Below are 22,086 nucleotides of genomic sequence, written 5' to 3' on the forward strand. Positions count from 1 at the left end.
GTTTTTTTTGGATTAAATTCAAATTAAAAGCTTTTCATAGTCTAATGCACTGTTTGTCATTGACTTCGTCGAATCTTCGATTTCCGCAGGAATCCAGCCATAGCATTAGAGAATCGTATGGAAAGATTCGGGTTGAGATTCTCTCCTACAGAAATCGTAGATTCGACCTTATTAATGACAATAATACGGATGATCAGACTGAAAATTAATCAATCATCCGGACTTTGTTTTTTGATATCCTGCAAACAAAAAAATCTGCCTCAATTAAGGCAGATTTTATATTGTAAAATGCAATTAAATTAGAATTTAATCACCGCATTCATTCTTTCGTTTTCTTCCATCACGAGTTCGTCATCCACCAGGATTTTCCCTGAATGTTCATCGATGATGATTTTCTTTCTCTGGGCGATTTCCATCTGCTTCTGAGGCGGAATGGTAAAGAAAGATCCTTTCGGAGCTCCTCTTTCAAGACCTACCACGGCAAGACCGTTCGGTGAGTTGGTTCTGATCCTGTTGTAAGAAGCCAGTAATCTTTCATCGATTTTTCCGGCGTATTCTTTAGACTGTTCTATCAGATATTCCTCTTCTTTCTTCGTTTCAGCCACCAGGCCTTCAAGCTCTTCTTTTTTGAACTTCAGGTGATTCTTCAGATCGTCGATCTTGGAATTCAATTCGTCCAGCGTTTCGTTTTTATGAGCAATTTTAGCACCGAATTCTTTGATTCTCTTTTCAGCAAGCTGGATCTCAAGTTCCTGATATTCCATCTCCTTGCTTAATGCTTCAAATTCCTTGTTGTTTCTTACGCTGTCCTGCTGAGATTTGTATTTTTCAATTAAAGTCCTTGCATGGTTGATCACTTCGTGCTTTGTTTTGATCTGGTCGTCCTGATCTTTAATGTCTGCATGAAATTTTTCAGCTCTCTTTTCAAGACCTTCGATTTCAATCTCAAGATCCTCTACTTCGATTGGCAATTCTCCTCTGGTATTTCGGATTTCGTCCAATCTGGAATCAATGATCTGCAAATCGTATAAAGCTCTTAACTTCTCTTCAACTGAAATATCGTTGGTTTTTGCCATATTTTAAATGAAATAATTTACCGGGTTTGTTTTCTCAATAGATTTTGAGATTGCAAAGGTACTAAATTTTTGTGATAAAATTTCAAATAATTGTTGAGTTACAAATTGTTCTGATTCAAAATGCCCGATATCGCAGATCAGCATTTTGGATTCTGCGAGGAAAAAATCATGGTATTTGACATCTCCCGTAAGATAAGCATCACATTTTTTGGAAATTGCAGAGCGGATACCACCGGCTCCGGAACCGCCGAGTACCCCTACCCTTTTTATTTTTTTGCTGTTGAAGCCGGAATGCCTGATGACTTCGAGCCCGAATTTTTCTTTTACATATTTCAGGAAATCATGCTCCTCCATCGGTTCCTCAAAATCGCCGTACATCCCGAGCCCGGAATACGGGTTGGTATTGTCGAGGCTGTAGATCTGATGCGCCACCTCTTCATAAGGATGAGCTGTTTTCATGGCATTGACGATCGGTCCCTGTTTATAATCTTCAAAAATCACAGACACCATATCTTCATCCGCATTTTCCCTTACGTTTTGCTGTCCCGAAAAAGGATTTGAACCTTCAACAGGCCTGAAAGTGCCGTCTCCGTTTATGGTAAAACTGCATTCGTCATAGAAACCGATGTTTCCCGCCCCGGCACTGAAAAGCGCTTCCCTTACTTTGCCCGAATATTCCTTAGGAACAAAAACCGTAAGCTGCTTGAGGTTATTTTTTTTAGGCTGTAGTATTTTCAGGTTTTTTAATCCCAGCTGATTACAGATTCCGCGGTTGACTCCGGAGAAATCATTGTCGAAAGCCGTGTGCACGGCATAAATGGCTATTTTATTTTCAATAGCCTTAATAACAGCCCTCTCCACATAATTTTTCCCGGTAAGCGATTTTAACCCTGAAAAAATAATCGGATGAAAGCATACAATCAGGTTGCAGTTTTTAAGGATGGCTTCTTCCACCACCTGCTCCAGCGCGTCGTGACAGACCAGGATTCCGCTGACATCGCGGTCCCATGATCCGCACAGCAGACCCACATTATCGAAATCTTCCGCCTGGCTTATTTTAATGCGTTCCTCTATTTTTGAAATTACTGTTCTTAGTTTCATGATTTACTATTTGTAACAGGACGAAGATATTAATTTTTAACGTGAACCCGAAGAAGAACCCGGATTAATAAGTCCGAAGATGGAAACTGGATGCGGGAAGCTTCTCTTACCAAAAATTTGATCAAAGATCCTGATGAGCAGACAAACATTTTTTCACTTTATTAAAGAAAATTCTATTTAAAAACGCTGACTGGATGAGCCTTAATTTAATTTTTTAATTAATCAGCCTGATTATAATAAAGTATCCGGCAGGAAGTGCCTGCAATCAAGCCTCAGAAATTAACACCGTTTTCTTCATCATGTTCCCTCCGAAAATGATTAACTTCGTTATGATAAACAATTACTGAATGGAAAAGGAGCATCAGCTGATTCCCGGAGACCAGCTATGGAAAAGACATTTATACCGAATCATTTACAGATCCGACACCAGGCTCGGAAAACTTTTTGATATCATATTGCTTGTACTCATTCTCATCAGTACCTTCATTATCATGATGGAGAGTATTCCAAAGCTGGATAAGAGATTCCATTATACGTTTATTATCCTGGAATGGATCATTTCCATCTTTTTCTCTGCAGAATATTTTTCGAGGATTGCCGTCGTTAAAAACAAAAAATGCTACATTTTCAGCTTTTTCGGAATTATCGATTTCTTTGCCCTGGTCCCTTTCTACCTAAGCTTTCTTTTTCCGGTGACCAAATATTTCCTGATCTTCAGGATGCTGAGAATGCTCAGGGTATTCCGGGTATTCAACCTCCTGGATTTCATGAACGACGGGACCGTGATCGTGCGTGCATTGCGGAACAGTTCCCGGAAAATATACATCTTTCTGCTGTTCCTGATCATTTTCTCGGTCATTGTGGGTTCGCTGATGTTTATGGTGGAAGGCGGACGGCCGGGATTTGAAACCATTCCTCAATCGATCTACTGGGCGGTGGTAACGGTAACGACGGTCGGATACGGTGACGTTTCCCCTATTACCCCATTGGGAAAATTCTTTGCCGTAGTCCTGATGCTGGCCGGGTATTCCATTATTGCCGTACCTACGGGAATTGTAACGGCAGAGATGAGGAACAAAAGACAGAATCTTGAAAAGGTATGCGAACGGTGCGGAAATGAGGATATTGACGACGATGCGCGGTATTGCAAGCAATGTGGCAAGAAATTAGCTTAATAGAAAATATCAGTAATCTATTAATTAAAATACTACGGAATCATGGAACCTAAAAAGAAAAATAAGCCGAATATGCTGGTCGTTGTACTGTTTTCGGCAATTGTACTAATGGTGGTTATTTATTTTATCCTTGTCACCTTTTTTCCTGCCGTTTTCTCAGGACTCAGTACCGGGGATATACAACCTGTTTCTGATAAATAAATCAGCAGATTTTATCTGAATTATTCAGGTTACAGGACTCAAGGATAAAAATGCAGCTCTTCGATTTATTAAAACCGGACTACCGGTAATTTTAACATCTGAATATCTTAAATAATAAAGGCGGCCCCGAGGGGGCCGCCTTTATTCATGAGATCATTTATTTATTTTTTAATTGCCTTAACAGTTTGTCTGGAACCGTCCTTCATGGAAAGTGTTACCATATAGACCCCCTGTTTCAATTCTCCGAGATGAAGTTCGGAAGAAGGATTGTCAATGGTTTTCAGCAATCTTCCCGAAATATCAGATACCGAGACGGATTTTACCTTGGCGACATCCGAGATATTCAGTACATCGCTGAAAGGGTTAGGATACAGCTTGATGGTATTCTTAAGATCTGCTTTTACATCCGAAACAGCCAAAACTCCTTTGGTCATGTTGATGGTGAAAACATCTTCAGGCTCATCAATATAATCACTGTACTGTCCTACATTCACATAATAGACAGTTCCCGCTGTGGTAGGGATGGAAATGGTTTCGGTACCGCCTCCTGCTGCATTATCTCTAGTATCCACGCAAGCCAGGGATGAACAGCTTCCGCTGAATACACCGATTTTGGGATCGAAAGTACTTCCTGACGGCATCGTCACCGTAATATTATAAGTATCCCCGTCACCTGTAAACTTAAACCAGGTTCCGTCGTTCATTCCGCTGTTGGTACATACCGTAACAAATCCTCCGTTGTTGGTTGCACCGGCAGCATCATTCTGGGTGTAAGTATAAGGGAAAGCTGTTGCCGTAAGCGCTCCTGAACAATCATCATTTGCAGGAGGAGGAGGAGGGGTTCCTATACAGATATCAAAGCCCTGGCTGTTGCCTGCCCCGAAATAGCTATATACTCTTACCCAGTAAGTCTGCCCCACGGTAAGTCCGGATACCATAGCCGAAGTAGGATCCGAGCAGAAGACGCTGGTTAGCGCACCACATCCTCCGCTGAATACCTGGAAATAGGTATCGGTATCCACGGTGGTTCCGGTAGAAACAACGTTCAGCAGAGAAATTCTATGTCTGGTGGCCGTTGCTGTAAACTTAAACCATACATCGTCATCTGCAGTTCCGTAACAAGGAGCCGGATCCACATTGGAATCCGTTGCCCCCAACGTATATCCGGAAGTTACTGCTCCGCAGTTAAGATCAGGATTTACCGTAAGGGTAATGGCCGCGGCACATTCGTCATTGGACGGCGGGGGCGGCACGGTAGAAAACATTCTCTCGCTGCATCCTGCAGATTCGCCTCCCGAACCCACAGCCGTTACTTTAAGATAATAATTGGTTCCCGTTGCCAGTGGTGCAGAAGGCGTGAAACTGTTAGTAGTTACCGAGGCCTGATTAACCACATTCGTTGCGCCGGGAGTAGTTCCGATAGATACTTTATAACTGGTTGCTCCCGATACGTTACCCCACGTTATGGTTGGAGTAAGCGGTATAAAACCGGCATTGGCATCAGGATAAATTACAACAGGGCAGGCAGGAATCGGATTCGGGGCAAGGCCTTCAATGGTAATGACGGATTTATAATTGGCTCTCTCATTGCCTGCCGGAGGAGAAGCCGGATCCGGATCGGTATAATCGTTCCGGTACCAGAGCGTAGAATTCTGGGCACCCGGATAAACGTACATGGCTTCCTGGCTGTTGTTCGAATCATATCCTGCTGAATTTTCTTCCGCCGCTACCACCAGGTTGGAAGAGTTGTTATACGCGAAGGGGGTAGGCAAAGTAATACTGATTACCCCATTTGCATTGGTTACGGTTCCTGAAAATACCTGCGTCAGCTGAGTAGACGGGATCCAGTCTGAATCCGATGCAAAAGAGGATTTTGTTGTCATTCCCAAGTAAATCACCCACTGTGACGAGTTTGCGATCGTGGCCGACGGGTCCAGATAGAACTTAAGTCCCGTGATGTTTCCTGCCGCATTGGCATTGATTTCCTGTTTGGTAAAGATCTGCTGCACGTAAGAATACCCATAGTAGGTACTTACAGGAGCAACTCCAAGGTTGGTGCTTCCGGCCCCAAGACTGATCTGGGCAGAAAGAGTCATACTTAAAAATAATAAGCATGAAAGTAGAAATTTTGTCATAAACTATAAAGTATTTCTGTGATAGGTACTAAATTAATAATAATAATTCAATATTAAAACGAATTTTCATTTTAATATTAAAAAAAGCAGCAACTGATTTTTTTAGTTGCTGCTTTAATCATACGTTTATTAAAATTTATTTTTTAATTGCTTTTACGGTTTGTTTCGAACCGTCTTTCATTTCCAGGGTTATCAGATACATTCCCTGTTGCAGCTCTCCCAGACGGAGTTCCTGAGAAGGATTGGCAATAGTTTTAACCAATCTTCCCGCAACATCCGTTACCAGGATATTCTTTACATTTGTTGCATCAGAGATATTCAAGATTTCTGAGAAAGGATTCGGGTATACTTTTACATTTTTATCATTGGCCGCAACTTCTGAAGTCCCTAATGTTGACTGGGTCAGGCTGAAGTCGTCAACACCCAGATACCAAGGGCTTCCCGTAGAAGAAACATTCACTCCAAAGGTGTATTTTCCGCTTACAGACGGTGTAAAGTTTACCGTATATTGGGTATAAGCGGTTGTTCCCTGGGTCGCAGTAATAAATGTACCAAGATCCGTAGCGCCGGTCATGCTCTGAGTATTATTAACAACCACATTTCCCGTATACCCTATGAAACCGGATGAAGTACCGTTGGTATTATAATAGAACGAGAAGGTGTATGAGGTATTTGCCGTCAACTGGAAGATCGGAGTCCACAATTGGCTTGGATCCGTTGATCCGTATTGTAGGGTCATATAATTCGGTGCTGACTTCGGTGTATTAAAGGAAGTCGATGAAGCATTCATGGAAGTCCATGATTTCGTACCGGCACCCACTACCCAGCAGGATGGCGCTATCTGTGAGCCCAATGTGGTTAAACCGTCAAAATTCTCAGTCCATGGAAGACTTGATATTGTACTGCTGCAGGCAGTCGTAAAGTTCCTGATGGTACAGGATGAGGATACTGCATTTCCGGCATATGCATTTACCACATAATAATACTTGGTATTTGCAGCCAACGGAGCCGCAAATGTATAGGAAGTTACATTTCCAAGATCCACGTTATTCAGCACATCGGTACCTCCGGAAGTAGTTCCTACCGTCAATCTGTACCCTGTAGCAGAAGGCATGGCATCCCATGTAATGGTAGGAGCTGTGGATAATCCCTGAGCACCTGAAGCCGGTGCAGTTACGGCAGGACATAAAGAAGATGTTGTAAATGAAACAGGTCCGGTCCAGATACTTTTATTCGTTGCACTGCAATTTGACCTTACCCAAACGTAATAAGCAGTAGAAGGTGCAAGGCCTGATGCCGTATAAGTAGTTGAGGAATTCGCACTCACAGTAGGTGTGGTGGTGGACGAAGGAGCCGTATTGGCTGTACTGTAATAAATATCATATCCGTTTGCAGGAGCCGATGCGGAAGCATTCCAGCTCAAAGAGGCCTGTAATGCGGAAACATTTGCAGATGCTAATCCGGATACCTCCAGGCACGAAGGTACAGGCTCCACATTGATATCATCTAAACGGATTGAACGGTACGTTCCTCCTCCGGAATGTCTGAATGCAAGATACTGACTGGTTCCTGAAGGAATATTAACCACATACTGAGTGAAGGCTGTCGTTAAGGCAATAGGGCTTCCGATAGCTGTAAATGTGCTTGCATCATTCGGGTCGGACAGTGTTCCCACTTCCATGGTATATCCGGAACCGCCGGCATTTGCCTGGAACCGCACCCTGTTGGAACCGCTCATTAAATTTGTAGTAACAGGAGAAACCAACATTCCGCCACCGGTAGATGCCGCGTCACTGGAAATATAATACCCGTTAGGGGCAGACGTATAATAGCTGCCGTAAACATAGCCATAGCCGGCCCAGCCTGAAGGCTCAAGATACTTCCAGCATGTCGGGGCGTTGGTATTTGTTGATGATCCTACAGGAGTAGTATCGAAGTTTTCAGAATATGGGATCGGAAAAGGATTACATAAGGTAATAAATGATGATGATCCTACCCATGAACCTTTATCGGTACCGTTGCAGTTTGTTCTTACCCAGAAATAATACTGGGTAGCCGTCGTTAAACCTGATAAATTCGCGGTAACTGCTCCTGCTGCCACTGAACCGGAAGCCGGCGTTGTATTGAACGGCGCCGTAGGTGAAGTGCTGTAGTAATATTCATAACCACTGGCCGGTACGGAAGCAGGGGCAGTCCAGCCTATTGTTGCTGTGGTGGTTGAGACGTTGGATGAGGTAAGTGCCGTTACTACACTCGGGCAGTTAGCCACGGTTGTAAAAGATCCTGCCGCCGCATATCCGTTTCCGGTACCTGCCAGATCGGGAATATGAGAGTAGATGGATTGGGCATTACCGTTAAGCGCCTGCACCTGTACCTGGTAGGTAGTATTTTGAGCAAGCCCGGTAAGTGTAGCTGTAGCGGCTGAAACAGGATTTCCCAGGAAACTGGTCCAGTCGCAGTTTCCTGCAACCCTGTATTGCAGATTATAAGCAGTTGCACCGGAAGGAGCAGTCCAGTTAAGAGTCGCACCGCTGTTGGTAACCCCTGTTGTAGCGGCAAAAGTTCTTACCGGCAGCTGGGTTCCCGGCATCCAGGTATATTTCAGTCCGGTCGGAATTTTAACATTGGCATTCGCCGTTCCGGAAAAGAGCATGGTACTTGTATTCGCATTACCGGTTACCGCTTTCGACCAGTCACAAGTAGTTCCGGCAGGTACGTTACCGATCATCAGGTTATTAACGTTGGTAGCATAAGCAACAGAATTGCCTCTGATACCTACCTGAGGAGTCGTTCCTGAAGTGGATACCGTTCCCGGGTTACTGTTGTTTCCGTAAACGATATTAATTTCACCCGTAGCATAGACCAAGTGGATCTGAAAATTCAACTTTTCAGTAGACCGGTTATAATAGTTGGCGTGATCTTTATACTGAACCACAAATTCAGTTCCCAGATCCTGGTATCGGATTTCAGGAGAAGCCGACGTATTCATGGTCGGGTCCGCTCCCGCATCCTGTCCGAAAGCCGCAACCGCTCCCAACGTACCTGTATCCAAAGTCGATAAGGGTGAGTACGTATAAGTTAAAGGTGCACCGCCAAAAGTTATAAAGCCGTTGGTGCTGATGTAGCACGTGGTAACCGTAGTTCCGCCGAACGGAAAGGGCGAACTCAGGGTAATGGCAGGGGAAACCGAATCATCATAGGTTCCCGAGGCAAAAACCGTCCCACCCGTGATCGGAGTGTACGCAGCCCCCGTACTCTTGGTAAAAGAATACCCGGCAATGTTGGTCTGTGCAGACAGCCCTATCCCTAAAGATATCATACACGTGAGTAAAAGTTTTTTCATTCTATGTAAATTAAATTAGTACCATAAAATTATTAAATAATTTTAAATAAAAAGCACCATAAATTATATAATATTAAATTTTAATTAATTTTTAATGTAAAATATTGATTAAATAACAAAATTTATCACAATAAGATGAATATCTAATAATTCTAATTAATTTATAATACGCTATGAATCAAATAGTTATATATTTATCACAAATGATTGATTTACAGCGATTAAGAATTTATCCCTTTTAGACAAATCAAAAAAAATAGCGGCAAAAACTGCCGCTATTCTGATAATTAAAATATCTATCTGAAAATTTATTTTATTTCTTAATGGTCTTAATCACTTGTTTGGAACCATCTTTCATTTCTAAAGTTATCAGATACAGTCCCTGTTTCAGTTCTCCCAACTGAAGTTCAGAGGAAGGATTGCTGATGGTCTTAACCAGTCTTCCTGCAACATCCGTTACCATAATGTTTTTCACATTTGAAACATCGGAAATATTCAACACATCGGAAAACGGATTCGGATATGTTTTAATACTGTTGTTTTTCACCGATGCTTCAGAAGTTGCCAGGTTAGGGTTCAGCTGATAGGTAACATCATCGATAAGCACACTGTTGGCAGGTGCTCCGGTATGCTTGAATACAAGTTTATTAACCCCTGCAGGCACTCCGGTGATATCCAGTGAATAATTATCGATAGCCGTAGTACTGGTGGAAGTATAGCTTCCTAATGCTACAAAACTAAAAGTATCTGCTGGATTTGTAAGATACCCGATCTGAACGATTCCTCCGGCAGTTAAATTGGCTCTTCCTTTAAACTTAAGGGTATAATTACCCGATTGTAAATTGGAAAGCTCAGGTGTAGCAGCCATACCGGTAGAACTGCCGCTGGTATAAAGGTATAAAACATTCGGAGCACTCATTACGCTGCTGGCGTTTACGGCTGCATAACTGGCAGTAGATCCTATACTGGTCCAGCATACCGGAAGACTTCCCGTGGCAGTCGTATCGAAATTTTCATTTAATGTAGCTACAGCAGTACATGATGTAGTGAAGCTGACAACATTTGACCAGGCACTGGTTGATGATGCACTGCAGTTGGATCTTACCCAAGCATAATACATCGTAGCAGGAGCAAGTCCGCTTAACACTTGCGAATTTCCTGTAATACCTGTTAAGTTAGGAGTAGTGGTACCTGTAGGTGCTGTATTCGAAGTGCTGTAGTACAACTGATATCCGTTAGCCGGTACGGTTGCCGGAGCAGTCCATGAAATTGTAGCTCCGCTGGAAGTTATGCTATTTGCAAGTATTGCGGTAGGTTCCAGACAGGAAGGAATTGCTTCCACAACAAAATCATCAATATGGAAATCGATATCCGGCGAAGTAGAGCTCGTACTTGCTACAAAGGCGATTTTAACCGTTCCGCTGTAACCGGTAAGATTTACCGTTTCGGTCAGACCTGTATTTGAATAAGATCCTGTACCCGTATAGGTTTTTAAAACGTTGGCATTGCTCCATGTGGTTCCGCCATCGGTAGAAATAATCATCCGTACCAGATGCGTTCCAAGGTTAGTCTGTGCAGTGGTACCCAGATAGCTGGTAACCGCCATTTTATATTTCACGCGGTAAAGACCGGCAGTGGTTCCAAGATTGATCGGTTGGGAAATCAGCCAGTCACCGGTATTGGTTCCGTACAGATTGATTCTTACGGCAGCATTAGAACCTGTGTTTGCGAAACCTGCTTCTGCAAGCCATTTGTTGGTAACATAGGTTAGTGTAGAATTGGCTGTCACATCGCCTTTAGCCAGACTCCAGCAGTTCGGTACGAAAGCGGTGAAAGCCTGGTTGGCTGTCGGCGCACTTTCAGCACCGCATGCAGTTGTGAAAGACCTTTCACTGCAGGTTGCTGCAGGCGTTGTTGCCGTATAGCCGCTTACCGAATAATAATATTTTGTTGCTGAACTCAGCGGAGACGTAAAAGTATAGGAAGTAACATTTCCAAGGTCTATATTATTAAGAACATCCGTTCCTCCTGCAGTAGTACCTACCCGTAACTTGTAGCCCGTTACGCCGTTAATTGCCGTCCAGGTTATCGTTGGATTGGTACTTACATCCACAGCCGCCGCCGCAGGAGCTGATACGGTAGGACATAAAGAAAGTGTAGTAAATGTGGCGGAGCTGGACCATACGCCTTTATCCGTTCCATTACAGTTTCCTCTTACCCAATAATTATAGGTTGTACTTGGGGTAAGTCCCGAAATATTAGCCGTAACAATGCCGGCACCTGTTGAACCTGAAGGTACAGTGGTGTTGGTAGGCGCAGTAGAAGAAGTACTGTAATAGTATTCATACCCGCTGGCCGGAGGAGTTGTTGAAGCGGTCCAGCTGATGGTTGCCGTTTCCGGAGTAAGTGCAGACGAGGCAAGTCCGGTAACCGTGCTGGTACAGTTGGCCAATGTTGTGAAAGATCCGGCTGTTGCATATCCGCTTCCCGTACCTGCCGCATTAGGAATGTGAGAATAGATAGACTGGGCAGTCCCGTTCAGAGTCTGCACCTGCACCTGATAAACAGTATTCTGTGCCAGACCTGTCAGTGTGGCAGTAGCGGCCGAAACGGGATTTCCGCTGAAGTTTGTCCAGTCACAGCTTCCCAGTGCCCTGTATTGGATATTGTATCCCGTAGCACCGGCAGGAGCGGTCCAGCTAAGCGTTGCACCGTTATTGGTAACTGCTGACGTAGCGGTAAAAGTTCTCACCGGCAACTGGGTTCCCGGCATCCATGTATATTTCAGTCCGGTAGGAATTTTAACGTTAGCGTTTGTCGTACCGGAAAAAAGCATGGTACTGCTGTTTGCATAACCGGTTACGGCTTTCGACCAGTCACAGGTTGTGCCGGCAGGTACATTGCCGATCATCAGGTTATTAACGTTGGTAGTATACGTTACAGAGTTTCCTCTGATACCTACCTGAGGCGTTGTTCCGGAAGTGGATGTGGTTCCCGGGTTGCTGTTGTTTCCGTAAACGATATTAACTTCACCTGTGGCGTACACCAGATGAATCTGGAAATTTAACTTTTCCGTTGATTTATTAAAGTAATTGGCGTGATCTTTATACTGTACCACAAACTCAGTTCCCAGATCCTGATACCGGATTTCAGGAGAGGCTGTCGTATTGGTTGTCGGATCTGTCCCGGCATCCTGTCCGAAAGCAGAAACCGCACCTAATGAACCCGTTTCCAGGGTTGACAAAGGGGTATAATTCGTAGCTGCCGGTGCAGCACCAAAAGTGATGAATCCGTTGGTACTGATGTAACAGGTAGTAACCGTAGTCCCTCCGAAAGGAAAAGGCGAACTCAGGGTAATCGCGGGAGAAACGGAATTATCGTATGTTCCCGACGTAAAAACCGTTCCACCGGTAATGGGAGTGTAAGCTGCCGCGGTGTTCTTGGTAAAAGAATAGCCGGCAATGTTGGTCTGTGCAGATAGCCCCACGCCTAGAGCCACCGCACAGGTGAGTAGAAATTTTCTCATTATTTAGCAAATTAAAATTAGGGCTACTAAGATAGGAATAAACCACAATTAATTTACTTAATGGTTAATTATTTTATTAATTCACCAAATAAAGAAGAATATTTTAAACTAAAAACAAACAAACATTTGATTTTATTAATAAAAACGCAACTTAAGTAAAAATTATAAATCACTACAAATAAGCCTGTTGTATTTTAATCCCAAAATTGAGAATTAGCATGATACAGCCACCTGTAAATTATGCACTGCATTGCTTTTGTTTTTTTATTTAACTAAAAAAAATAGTGACAATATTAGTCACTATTTCTTTTTACATTAAAAATTTAAATCAGAATTGTTTTTTTTAATTTAAATAGAACTCATATTTGTTCAGCAGCTGGATCTCTTTGATCAGTTCACCGCTGAGATTGACCGAATGTTTCATCGACTGTACTTCGAGATGTTCAGCCGCAGCATCTTCTTCTACGTTTTTAATGTAAAATTTCAGCTTCTGGTTCCCCTGGTTTTTCTCCAGCACGTTTCTGAAAAACTGGAGGTCTTCCGGACGGAAATCCATCACATCCATGACCAGCGAAATGCTTTTTGCAAACCGTTCAAAGGCTTCCTGCAGCTCAATCACTTCATTTACATTTACGAAGACCCTGCCGTCTTTTACCTGGGCAAATTTAATTTTAAAGATCACGAACCGCTGAACTTCCAGCTTTTCTTTCAGCTTCATATAATCGCGGTCACCCAAACGGAAAGAATACGATCCCGAGTAATCCTCAAGGGTTACAAAAGCTACTTTTTCGCCGCTCCTGAAACCGTCCTGTACCCGATATTCCGTAATCAGCCCGGCCACCGTGTATTCTTTTCCGCCACCGCCGTTTTCCCTTTCTTTCTGTATGGTTTTCCAGTCTTTTTTCTTTTCCTCAAACAGCTCTTCCTGCTTGTTGGCAAATGCCTGCTCTTTGTAAGCATCCACCTCATCGAGATTCAGGAAATGGAAGGCGCCTTTCGGCTCGGCTTTTTTCGTGACTTCTTCTATAATTTCCTCTTCCCCGGTAAGCGGCTCGTCGGAAACAATTTCTACCAGGTCGGCAACATCCTCAGGCGTTTCCTGTTCGAGAACCGGAACTTCATCCGTTACCAGTTTAACTTCCTCCTCCTTTTCCAGAACTGCCTTTTTGGAAAGCTGGCCCTGCATGAACCGGAACTGGAACTTAAACTCATCCAGCGGGTGCGCAGACAGGTAAAAGCCGATGGTTTCCTTTTCTTTGTTCAGCTTATGCATATTCGGCCATTCCGGGCATGGGGCAAGCTTGGGCTGCTCGATCTGTACTTCATCGGCAAAATCGGCAAAAAGTGAAAATTCCATCTCGTTCTTGCTCTCCTGAAAACTCTGTCCGTAGCGGATCAGTCGCTCGAGGTTGGTTTTTCCGGCCATGTCGATATCGAAATACTGACCGCGGTGGAAAGAATCCAATTCATCAAAAGCACCGGCCAGCACAAGGCTTTCCGCTACCCTTTTATTCATCTGCGAAGGCAGGATCCTTTCGAAAAAATCATAGATATTTTTAAATCTTCCGTTCTTTCTTTCCCTGGTGATGGCTTCACTCGGCCCCTCCCCGATTCCTTTGATGGCCCCGAGCCCGAAACGGATCTGGCCTTTTTCGTTTACCGAAAATTTATACTGCGATTCATTCACATCAGGTCCCAGTACATCCACCCCCATACTTTTACAGTCTTCCATGAACATGGTAATCGACTCGGTATTGTTGATGTTGTTGCTCATGACGCTGGCCATGTACTCCGCCGGATAATTGGCTTTCAGGAAAGCGGTCTGGTAGGCAACGAATGCGTAACAGGTGGAGTGGGATTTGTTGAACGCATATTCGGCAAAAGCTTTCCAGTCGTTCCAGATCTTTTCCAGCCTGCCTTCATCAAGGTTGTTCTTTCTTCCGCCCTCGATGAATTTGGGGTACATTTTATTCAGGACGTCGATCTGCTTTTTCCCCATCGCTTTTCTCAGCGTATCGGCTTCCCCTTTCGTAAAGTTGGCCAGTTTCTGGGAAAGCAGCATCACCTGCTCCTGATAGACGGTAATCCCGTAGGTTTCCTTTAAATATTCTTCGGTCTCGGGTAAATCGTAGACAATCTCTTCAATCCCGTGTTTCCGGTTGATGAAATTCGGGATGTATTTAATCGGACCCGGACGGTACAGGGCGTTCATAGCGATAAGATCGGCAAAAACCGTTGGCTTCAGCTCCCGCATGTACTTCTGCATTCCCGGGCTTTCATACTGGAAGATCCCGATGGTCCTACCTTCTTTAAAGAGCTGATAGGTTTTGGTATCATCCAGCGGAATCTCATCCGGATCGATATCCAGCCCGTACCTTTCTTTTACCAGCTTCAGGGCATCCTTAATAATGGTCAGGGTCCTCAGACCCAGGAAGTCCATTTTCAGAAGACCAGCACTTTCGGCTACCGAGTTGTCGAACTGTGAAACCAGAATATCGGCATCTTTTGCTGCAATGGTCACAGGCACCAGGTTGCTCACATCTTCCGGCGTAATGATTACCCCGCAGGCGTGGATTCCGGTATTCCGGATACAGCCTTCCATTTTTTTGGCACTGGCAAGCACACTGTGCCGCGGATCTGAAGAACTGTCCAGTACGTACCGCATTTCATCCACGAGCATCTGATCTTCAGGCCTTAATTTATCATATTTGGCCAAAGCCTTGGCGATATTCATCCCCGGAACGGAAGGAATAAGCTTGGCGATGTTGTTGGTATCGGGAATCGGGAGATCCAGTACCCTTCCGGCATCTTTAATGGCCGATTTCCCTCCGAGAACGGAATAGGTAATGATCTGTGCCACCTGGTTCTGCCCGTATTTATCAATCACCCATTTGATAATCTTATCCCGGCCTTCATCATCAAAGTCGATATCGATGTCGGGCATGGAAACCCTTTCCGGGTTCAGGAAACGCTCAAAAAGGAGATCGTATTTAATAGGATCCACATTGGTAATCCCGATGCAGTAGGCCACGGCAGAACCTGCGGCGGAACCACGGCCGGGCCCTACCCAGACGCCCATCTTCCGGGCTTCGTTACAGAAATCCTGAACAATCAGGAAGTAACCGGGATATCCGGTATTGGCAATAACTTCCAGCTCAAAGTCGAGACGCTCCCTGATTTCATCGGTAATTCCGCCTGTGGGTTCGTATCTTCTTTTTGCCCCTTCGTACGTAAGATAAGTAAGATAGGCCATCTCTCCGCGTTTTCCGCCGTCCACATCATCTTCGGGATGAATAAATTCCTGCGGAATATCGAATTTCGGCAGCAAAACGTCACGTTTTAAAGTATAAGGACTGAATTTTGCAAAAAATTCCTCATAGGTATCAAAAGCATCCGGATAAGCAAGGAAAGCTTCTTTGATCTCATCTGAATTTTTGATGTAATACTCTTCCGTTGCCAGCCCTCTTCTCTTCCCGAAACCTTTTCCTACAGGCGTCGACAGCTTCTCACCATCCTTGATGCAGCTTACGATATCCTGAATGTTGGAATCGTCCTTGTTGGTATAGAACGTTTCATTCTGGGCTAATATTTTTACATTGTATTTATCGGCAAAATGCAGCAATACATCATTCAAATGTTCTTCCTCCGGCAGTTTATGATTCTGGAGCTGAACATAGAAATCATCCCCGAAAGTATCTTTCCACCATCTGAAGAGCTCCTCCCCCTTCTGTTCACCGGTATTCAGGATCGCATCGGGAATATCCCCGTGGATTCCTGAAGTCAGGGCAATAATCCCTTCCTTATACTGGGCAATCAGATCCCGGCTTATCCTTGGCACGCCGAAATAGAATCCTTTCAGGAACCCGATACTGGAAAGCTTGGCTAAATTTTTATATCCGTTAAAATCCTTGGCCAGCAGGACCACCTGTGTCCTCCGGTCGGGATCATCTTTGGTAAACTGCTTCTGTTCATAACGCTCCGAAATATAGAATTCGCAGCCTACGACAGGAATCAGGGGTTGTGAAACCGGCTCCGGCTCATTGAATTCGGTTCCGTTTTCTTCCGCCTCCTGCTTTTTGGCCAAATATTCTTTATGTTTTTTAGCACGGTCGCCATTGGCCCCTTCTACCGCCGAAACGAATTTGAAGGCCCCCATCATATTTCCAAGGTCCACCATACCGACGGCAGGGAAATTTTCTTCCGTTGCTTTTTTAATTAAATCATTGATGCTCGAAGTGGCAGTCAGCGTAGAAAAAACACTGTGGTTGTTGAAATTGAAATATTTTCCGAGATCAATCTCATCGATATTACCGAAATCCTTCTGTTTTTTCTTATTATTGAAATCCGCAACCTGCCTTCTGATCACAATATTGAAAGGCTTAACCGGATCCGGATGCAGTGTTTTGAAATACGCCAGCTGGTCTTCCGAAACCTTCAGTACTTCGGCAGGGATAATCCCGATTCTCATCATTTCAAAGAAAACCTGCGCCGTGGCGTTTACGTCGGCTGCCGCGTTGTGGGCTTCGTCAAACTTGTGCCCGTACAGTTTTTCATACAGTTCCTCCAGTTTCGGAGATTTGTACCTCCCCCCTCTTCCGCCGCCGAGCTTGCAGAAATCGGTTCCCAGGATCATGGTATCGGCCCTGGGTTTTTCCTGAAGGTTGTCCTTCATATTTTTCCTGTAAAATTCGGCCCCTACGATGTTGTAGTCAAACTCTACGTTGTGCCCGGAAACAACCCTCACCCTTTCCAGCACTTTGGAAAATTCGTGCAGGATTTCTTCCAGGTCGCGCCCTTCTTCATTGGCGATTTTGGTGGTGATCCCGTGTATCCTTGCTGCGTTGAAAGGAATATCGTACCCTTCCGGTTTTATAATATAATCCTGATTTTCAATTAACGTTCCGTTATCATCATGCAGCTGCCACGCAATCTGGACCATTCTTGGCCAGTTGTCTGAGTCTGAAAGCGGAGCGTTGAAATTCTTTGGTAACCCTGTGGTTTCTGTGTCAAAAACTAAATACATGTACTATTTCAGCTTTTATTTAAAAAGAGAATGTAAAGTTACTTCATTTTTTTGATGTTACCGTTAAAACAGGGGTGTTTTTAATTGATATAATGACACTTGTCCCAGAATGAAATGACAAATCCCCGATGTTGTTTAAACCTGCAAACCATTCTTTTTTAGACATTACTTTCATCAGACTTTTGTACCGGGTTATTTAAAGAATTTCGTTCTCTGACAAGCCGTTCCGGATACTGACTGACATCCGCGTATCGCTGATATCAGAAAGACAGATCCGGCCTATACGGACACGTGGTATGCCTGAGGACGGACGCGTGGGGTATCTATGGACGGGCACGTGGCATAGCCTCAGATGGACGGGTGGCTATGCCCGTTCATTCATACGGGAAAAACGGAAGACGGATGAAGCTGCAGGAAAATAAAACCGTCCGGAACACGGACTTAAAAACCAATTAAATCAAAGATTTTAAATCTTTTACCGCATTAAAAACCGGAAAACACTAACGGTTGTTAGTGTTTTAATTTTTTGTTTATCTTTGCCTTCTATGGAAAATACACTTCACGAAAAAGTTTCTCAGGATATTCTGCTAAAGGCCTATAACCATATGATGCTTGCCAAAGCGATGGCGGACATTTATGAAGAGAACAGAAATGTTACCAAATATGTACACAGTACTTCAAGAGGACATGAAGCCATTCAGCTGGCCACCGCATATCAATTGAAAAAAGAAGACTGGGTGTCCCCCTATTACCGGGACGAAAGCATTCTTCTGGGAATCGGTTTCGAACCTTACCAACTGATGCTGCAGTTATTGGCCAAAGCTGATGATCCTTTTTCGGGAGGAAGATCGTATTATTCCCATCCTTCAAGCCGGGATGAAGACAAACCGAAAATCATTCATCAGAGTTCGGCAACAGGAATGCAGACGATCCCTACAGCAGGTGTCGCCCAGGGAATCAAGTACATTCAGGATTTCAATCTGCAGCAGTTTGAAAACAATCCCGTAGTCATCTGCAGCCTGGGAGACAATTCCGTAACGGAAGGCGAAGTGAGTGAAGCACTTCAGTTTTCCGCCCTTCACCAGCTTCCTATCATTTTCCTGGTACAGGATAATGAATGGGGAATTTCCGTAACCAAAGATGAGGCAAGAACCTGTGACGCTTACGAATTTGTAGCCGGCTTTACCGGACTGAGCAGAATGAGGGTGGACGGAACCGATTTTATTGAAAGTTTCGAGGTGATGAAGAAAGCGGTAGATTTTGTAAGGAATGAAAGAAAACCATTGGTGGTATGTGCAAAAACCGTTCTGATCGGACACCATACGTCCGGGGTAAGACGCGAGTTCTACCGGGATGAAGAAGACCTGACCAAGCATCGGTCCAAAGATCCGGGAGAAATCCTCAGAAACCACCTGATTGAATCGGGCGTGGATGAGGATCTCCTGAAGCAGATTACGAAAAAAGCCCGCCTGGAAGCGGAAGAAGCTTTCGAGAGAGCTCAGAAGGCAGAAGACCCGAAGCCGGAAACCGTTATGCAGCATGTTTTCGCACCCACGCCGATAACCGAAGAAAGCGGGACCCGCGAACCCCAGGGCGGAGAAAAAATCGTAATGGTGGATGCTGCCATCCATGCCATCCAGGAGCTGATGTGGAAACATCCGGAAGCCTTACTGTACGGGCAGGACGTCGGAGAACGAATCGGCGGGGTTTTCCGGGAAACGGTAACTTTAGGCAGGAAATTCGGCAGTAAGAGGGTTTTCAATACCGCCATCCAGGAAGCCTATATCATCGGCTCCACCACAGGAATGAGCGCTGTCGGCCTGAAACCGATTGTAGAAGTGCAGTTTGCCGATTACATCTATCCGGGCCTCAACCAGCTGATTACCGAAATTTCAAAGTCAAGTTATTTAAGCCAGGGAAAATTCCCTGTCAGCAATATCATCCGTGTGCCGATCGGGGCCTACGGCGGAGGCGGACCCTACCACAGCGGAAGCGTGGAAAGCATCTTAGCCAACATCAAAGGAATTAAAATTGCTTATCCAAGCAACGCCGCAGACTTCAAAGGCTTGCTGAAAGCCGCCTATTACGATCCGAACCCGGTCATCATGCTGGAACACAAAGGCCTGTACTGGAGCAAAGTTCCCGGAACTGAAGATGCCAAAACCATCGAACCGGCAGAAGACTATATTTTGCCTTTCGGAAAAGGAAAAGTTATCGTCGAAGCCGACAGGGAGGAAACTGAAAAAGGAAGAACTTTAGTGATTGTTACGTATGGAATGGGGGTCTACTGGGCTAAAGAAGCGGTGAAAAAATTCAATGGCAGAGTTGAGGTAATCGATCTCAGAACCTTGATTCCTCTGGATGAAGAACTGGTTTTTGAAAAAGTGAAGGCCCACGGGAAATGCATTGTACTCACGGAAGAGCAACTGAACAATTCTTTCGCAGAAGCTTTCGCCCACCGGATTTCCAAGAACTGCTTCCGCTACCTTGATGCTCCGGTAGAAACCATGGGGTCGCTGGATGTTCCGGCAGTGCCGATCAATCTCGTTCTGGAAAAGGAAATGCTGCCGAATGCAGAAAAGCTGAGCGCAAAAATTGAAGAAATGCTGAACTCTTAATTCAGATGAAATAATCAACCTCCGGATACCGGAGGTTTTTTTATGGCCTTTTTTAATTCTGTATTTAAATAACGTGAATTTTAGGTATAAACCGTAAATAAAGGCTGGAAGAGGGAGCCGGATGCCGGAAGTTTCTCTTATCAGTCATAGGATCAAAGATCCTGATCATCAAACTAAATAAATTATCGCTTTACCAGAGGGGTTATTATTCAATCCTGAATAACCGGCCTTTTTTTTCAATCACGGACAGATTTCTGTTGTTTTAAAGTCCTGAAAGGACGGCTTAGTACAGGATAGGATAAAACCCTATCAGAAGCATAAACCGTGTATTTGTTCCGGCAAAATGAGTATTATTTAAAATCCTGACTGCATCAGTCTCATTTTTATTTTTGAATTAAATAATCGGCTGAATATAATGTTGATACGGTCGAATTCACGTTAAATAATAAAAGGTAGATCTATTGAATTCATTTTAATCACTGATTCCATGAATCATAGGTAAGAGGATTTTTCCAAACCGGTTCCCCAAAAATATCATTTGGCCATCAGGTTTCCGGGATACGATGTGAACAGGGAAAGCTTCCGGCATCAGGCTGCCCTCCTCCGGCCTTTTAACATGGTATCTATTTTGCTTCCTGTTTCGCTGACTTCAATTAGTTTACACCCCTCATGATTACAACAAAATACGTCAATTACAAACAGATTCTTAATTTATCGGGATTTCATATGATTATGATTTCCATTTGGTGTACATTAATTGCCATACTTTTTCATTTTTTCCATTGGGACTGGATGATTATTCCATGGGTCCCGGTAGCACTGATCGGTACGGCAGAAGCTTTCCTGGTGGGCTTTAAAAATAATCAGGCCTACGACCGCTTGTGGGAAGCCAGAAAAATCTGGGGCGGCATCGTGAATTCCAGCCGGATGCTCGGATCAATGGTCTACGCATTTCAAACCAACAGCGAAGAGGCGGAAACATCTGACCTGGAAGACCGCCGGAAGAAAATTGTCTGCCGACATATCGCCTGGCTGTACCAATTGCGCGAACAGCTTCTGATTCCCACCGAATGGGAACATATCAAGGTAGAGGAAGCGCAGTTTAAAAGCATCGACCACAAACGGAACCGGCTAATCAGGGCAGGCTTCCCGGATTATGGCAGAACCCCTATTTTCCTTAACAAATATTTATCCGAAGAAGAGCTCAATGTACAGCCTCAATACAAGAATTTTGCGACGTATCTGGTGGCGCAGCAAGCGAAAGATGTAAACGAACTGAAAAACAGGAAGGTGATTTCAGATTTCAACCAAAAGCAGCTGCAGGATTGCCTTAATGAATTTTACACCCTGCAGGGGCAGGCCGAGAGAATTAAAAAATTCCCATTACCCAGACAGTTTGCCAGTACGGCTTTTGTTTTCAATATCATCTTTATCATGCTTCTTCCTTTAGGCCTGGTGAGTGAATTTGCCAAATTGGGAGACTGGGGAATCTGGGTTTCCATCCCGTTCTGTATCATCATCGGATGGATCTATATTATCATGGAACTTGTGGGTGATTATTCCGAAAATCCTTTCGAAGGGCTGATGTTTGACATTCCGATGCTTTCCATCTGCCGGACCATTGAAATTGACCTCCTCCAGATGACCGGAGAAACCGACCTGCCAGATCCGATCCCTTCTAAAAACGGGGTGTTGATCTAGAAATTTAAAATTGACATGAATCCGAAGAATAATTCGGATCAACAGGTTGGAAGAGGGAAGCTGGATGCCGGAAGTTTCTCATTCTGAGGATGCCATCAGAGATCTTGATGATCAATTAGAACTTTTGTTATTCAAGTAATCTGATGTATTCTAAAATATTTCCAGGCTATCCGGGCTTTTAATGTGA

10 protein-coding genes are annotated in these 22,086 nt (G+C 44.2%); 4 read left to right on the plus strand and 6 right to left on the minus strand.

The genetic code is table 11. The annotated features are described in order from the left end of the window. Positions 1 to 299 precede the first annotated feature (299 nt). Together CHA01nite_RS10370 and CHA01nite_RS10375 are read right to left on the minus strand one after the other, a co-directional pair. Positions 300 to 1,076 carry a zinc ribbon domain-containing protein gene (locus CHA01nite_RS10370; RefSeq protein ID WP_146941245.1) on the minus strand — a complete coding sequence of 259 codons (777 nt, stop codon included), beginning with the start codon at positions 1,074 to 1,076 and terminating at the stop codon, positions 300 to 302. A 3-nt stretch (positions 1,077 to 1,079) separates the two neighbouring features. Next, positions 1,080 to 2,177: a Nif3-like dinuclear metal center hexameric protein gene (locus CHA01nite_RS10375; RefSeq protein ID WP_146941246.1), complete on the minus strand. Its 1,098-nt coding sequence runs from the start codon at positions 2,175 to 2,177 to the stop codon at positions 1,080 to 1,082. Between the two features lie 347 nt (positions 2,178 to 2,524). Between CHA01nite_RS10375 and CHA01nite_RS10380 the strand changes: the two genes are divergently transcribed. Continuing rightward, the gene (locus CHA01nite_RS10380; RefSeq protein ID WP_146941247.1) at positions 2,525 to 3,352 is read left to right on the plus strand and encodes an ion transporter; all 828 of its coding nucleotides are present in this window, start codon (positions 2,525 to 2,527) and stop codon (positions 3,350 to 3,352) included. Between the two features lie 42 nt (positions 3,353 to 3,394). After that, the gene (locus tag CHA01nite_RS20495) at positions 3,395 to 3,553 is read left to right on the plus strand and encodes a hypothetical protein (protein ID WP_170234718.1); all 159 of its coding nucleotides are present in this window, start codon (positions 3,395 to 3,397) and stop codon (positions 3,551 to 3,553) included. A 161-nt stretch (positions 3,554 to 3,714) separates the two neighbouring features. Here CHA01nite_RS20495 and CHA01nite_RS10385 read toward each other — a convergent pair whose 3' ends face one another. The 4 genes from CHA01nite_RS10385 to dnaE form a co-directional block, all read right to left on the minus strand. Further along, complete coding sequence (locus CHA01nite_RS10385) at positions 3,715 to 5,649, minus strand: T9SS type A sorting domain-containing protein (RefSeq protein WP_170234719.1); 1,935 nt, start codon at positions 5,647 to 5,649, stop codon at positions 3,715 to 3,717. Positions 5,650 to 5,824: 175 nt separating this feature from the next. Beyond that, positions 5,825 to 9,031, minus strand: a complete 3,207-nt coding sequence (locus tag CHA01nite_RS10390; protein WP_146941249.1) for a fibronectin type III domain-containing protein — start codon at positions 9,029 to 9,031, stop codon at positions 5,825 to 5,827. A 313-nt stretch (positions 9,032 to 9,344) separates the two neighbouring features. Further along, entirely contained in the window at positions 9,345 to 12,557 is a 3,213-nt protein-coding gene (locus CHA01nite_RS10395) for a fibronectin type III domain-containing protein (RefSeq protein ID WP_146941250.1), read from the minus strand. Between the two features lie 343 nt (positions 12,558 to 12,900). Beyond that, complete coding sequence (dnaE, locus tag CHA01nite_RS10400; RefSeq protein ID WP_146941251.1) at positions 12,901 to 17,580, minus strand: DNA polymerase III subunit alpha; 4,680 nt, start codon at positions 17,578 to 17,580, stop codon at positions 12,901 to 12,903. Positions 17,581 to 18,125: 545 nt separating this feature from the next. On the opposite strand from dnaE, the gene CHA01nite_RS10405 reads away from it, so the two are divergent. Both CHA01nite_RS10405 and CHA01nite_RS10410 read left to right on the plus strand, forming a co-directional pair. Further along, positions 18,126 to 20,198 (plus strand): alpha-ketoacid dehydrogenase subunit alpha/beta, encoded by a 2,073-nt coding sequence (locus CHA01nite_RS10405; protein ID WP_146941252.1) that lies wholly within the window; start codon positions 18,126 to 18,128, stop codon positions 20,196 to 20,198. Between the two features lie 669 nt (positions 20,199 to 20,867). Then, a complete protein-coding gene (locus CHA01nite_RS10410; protein ID WP_146941253.1) occupies positions 20,868 to 21,899 on the plus strand; it encodes a bestrophin family protein in 1,032 nt (343 codons plus the stop codon). The last annotated feature ends 187 nt before the right edge of the window (positions 21,900 to 22,086 follow it).

Source organism: Chryseobacterium hagamense, assembly GCF_007991455.1.
GTDB classification, from domain to species: Bacteria; Bacteroidota; Bacteroidia; order Flavobacteriales; family Weeksellaceae; genus Chryseobacterium; species Chryseobacterium hagamense.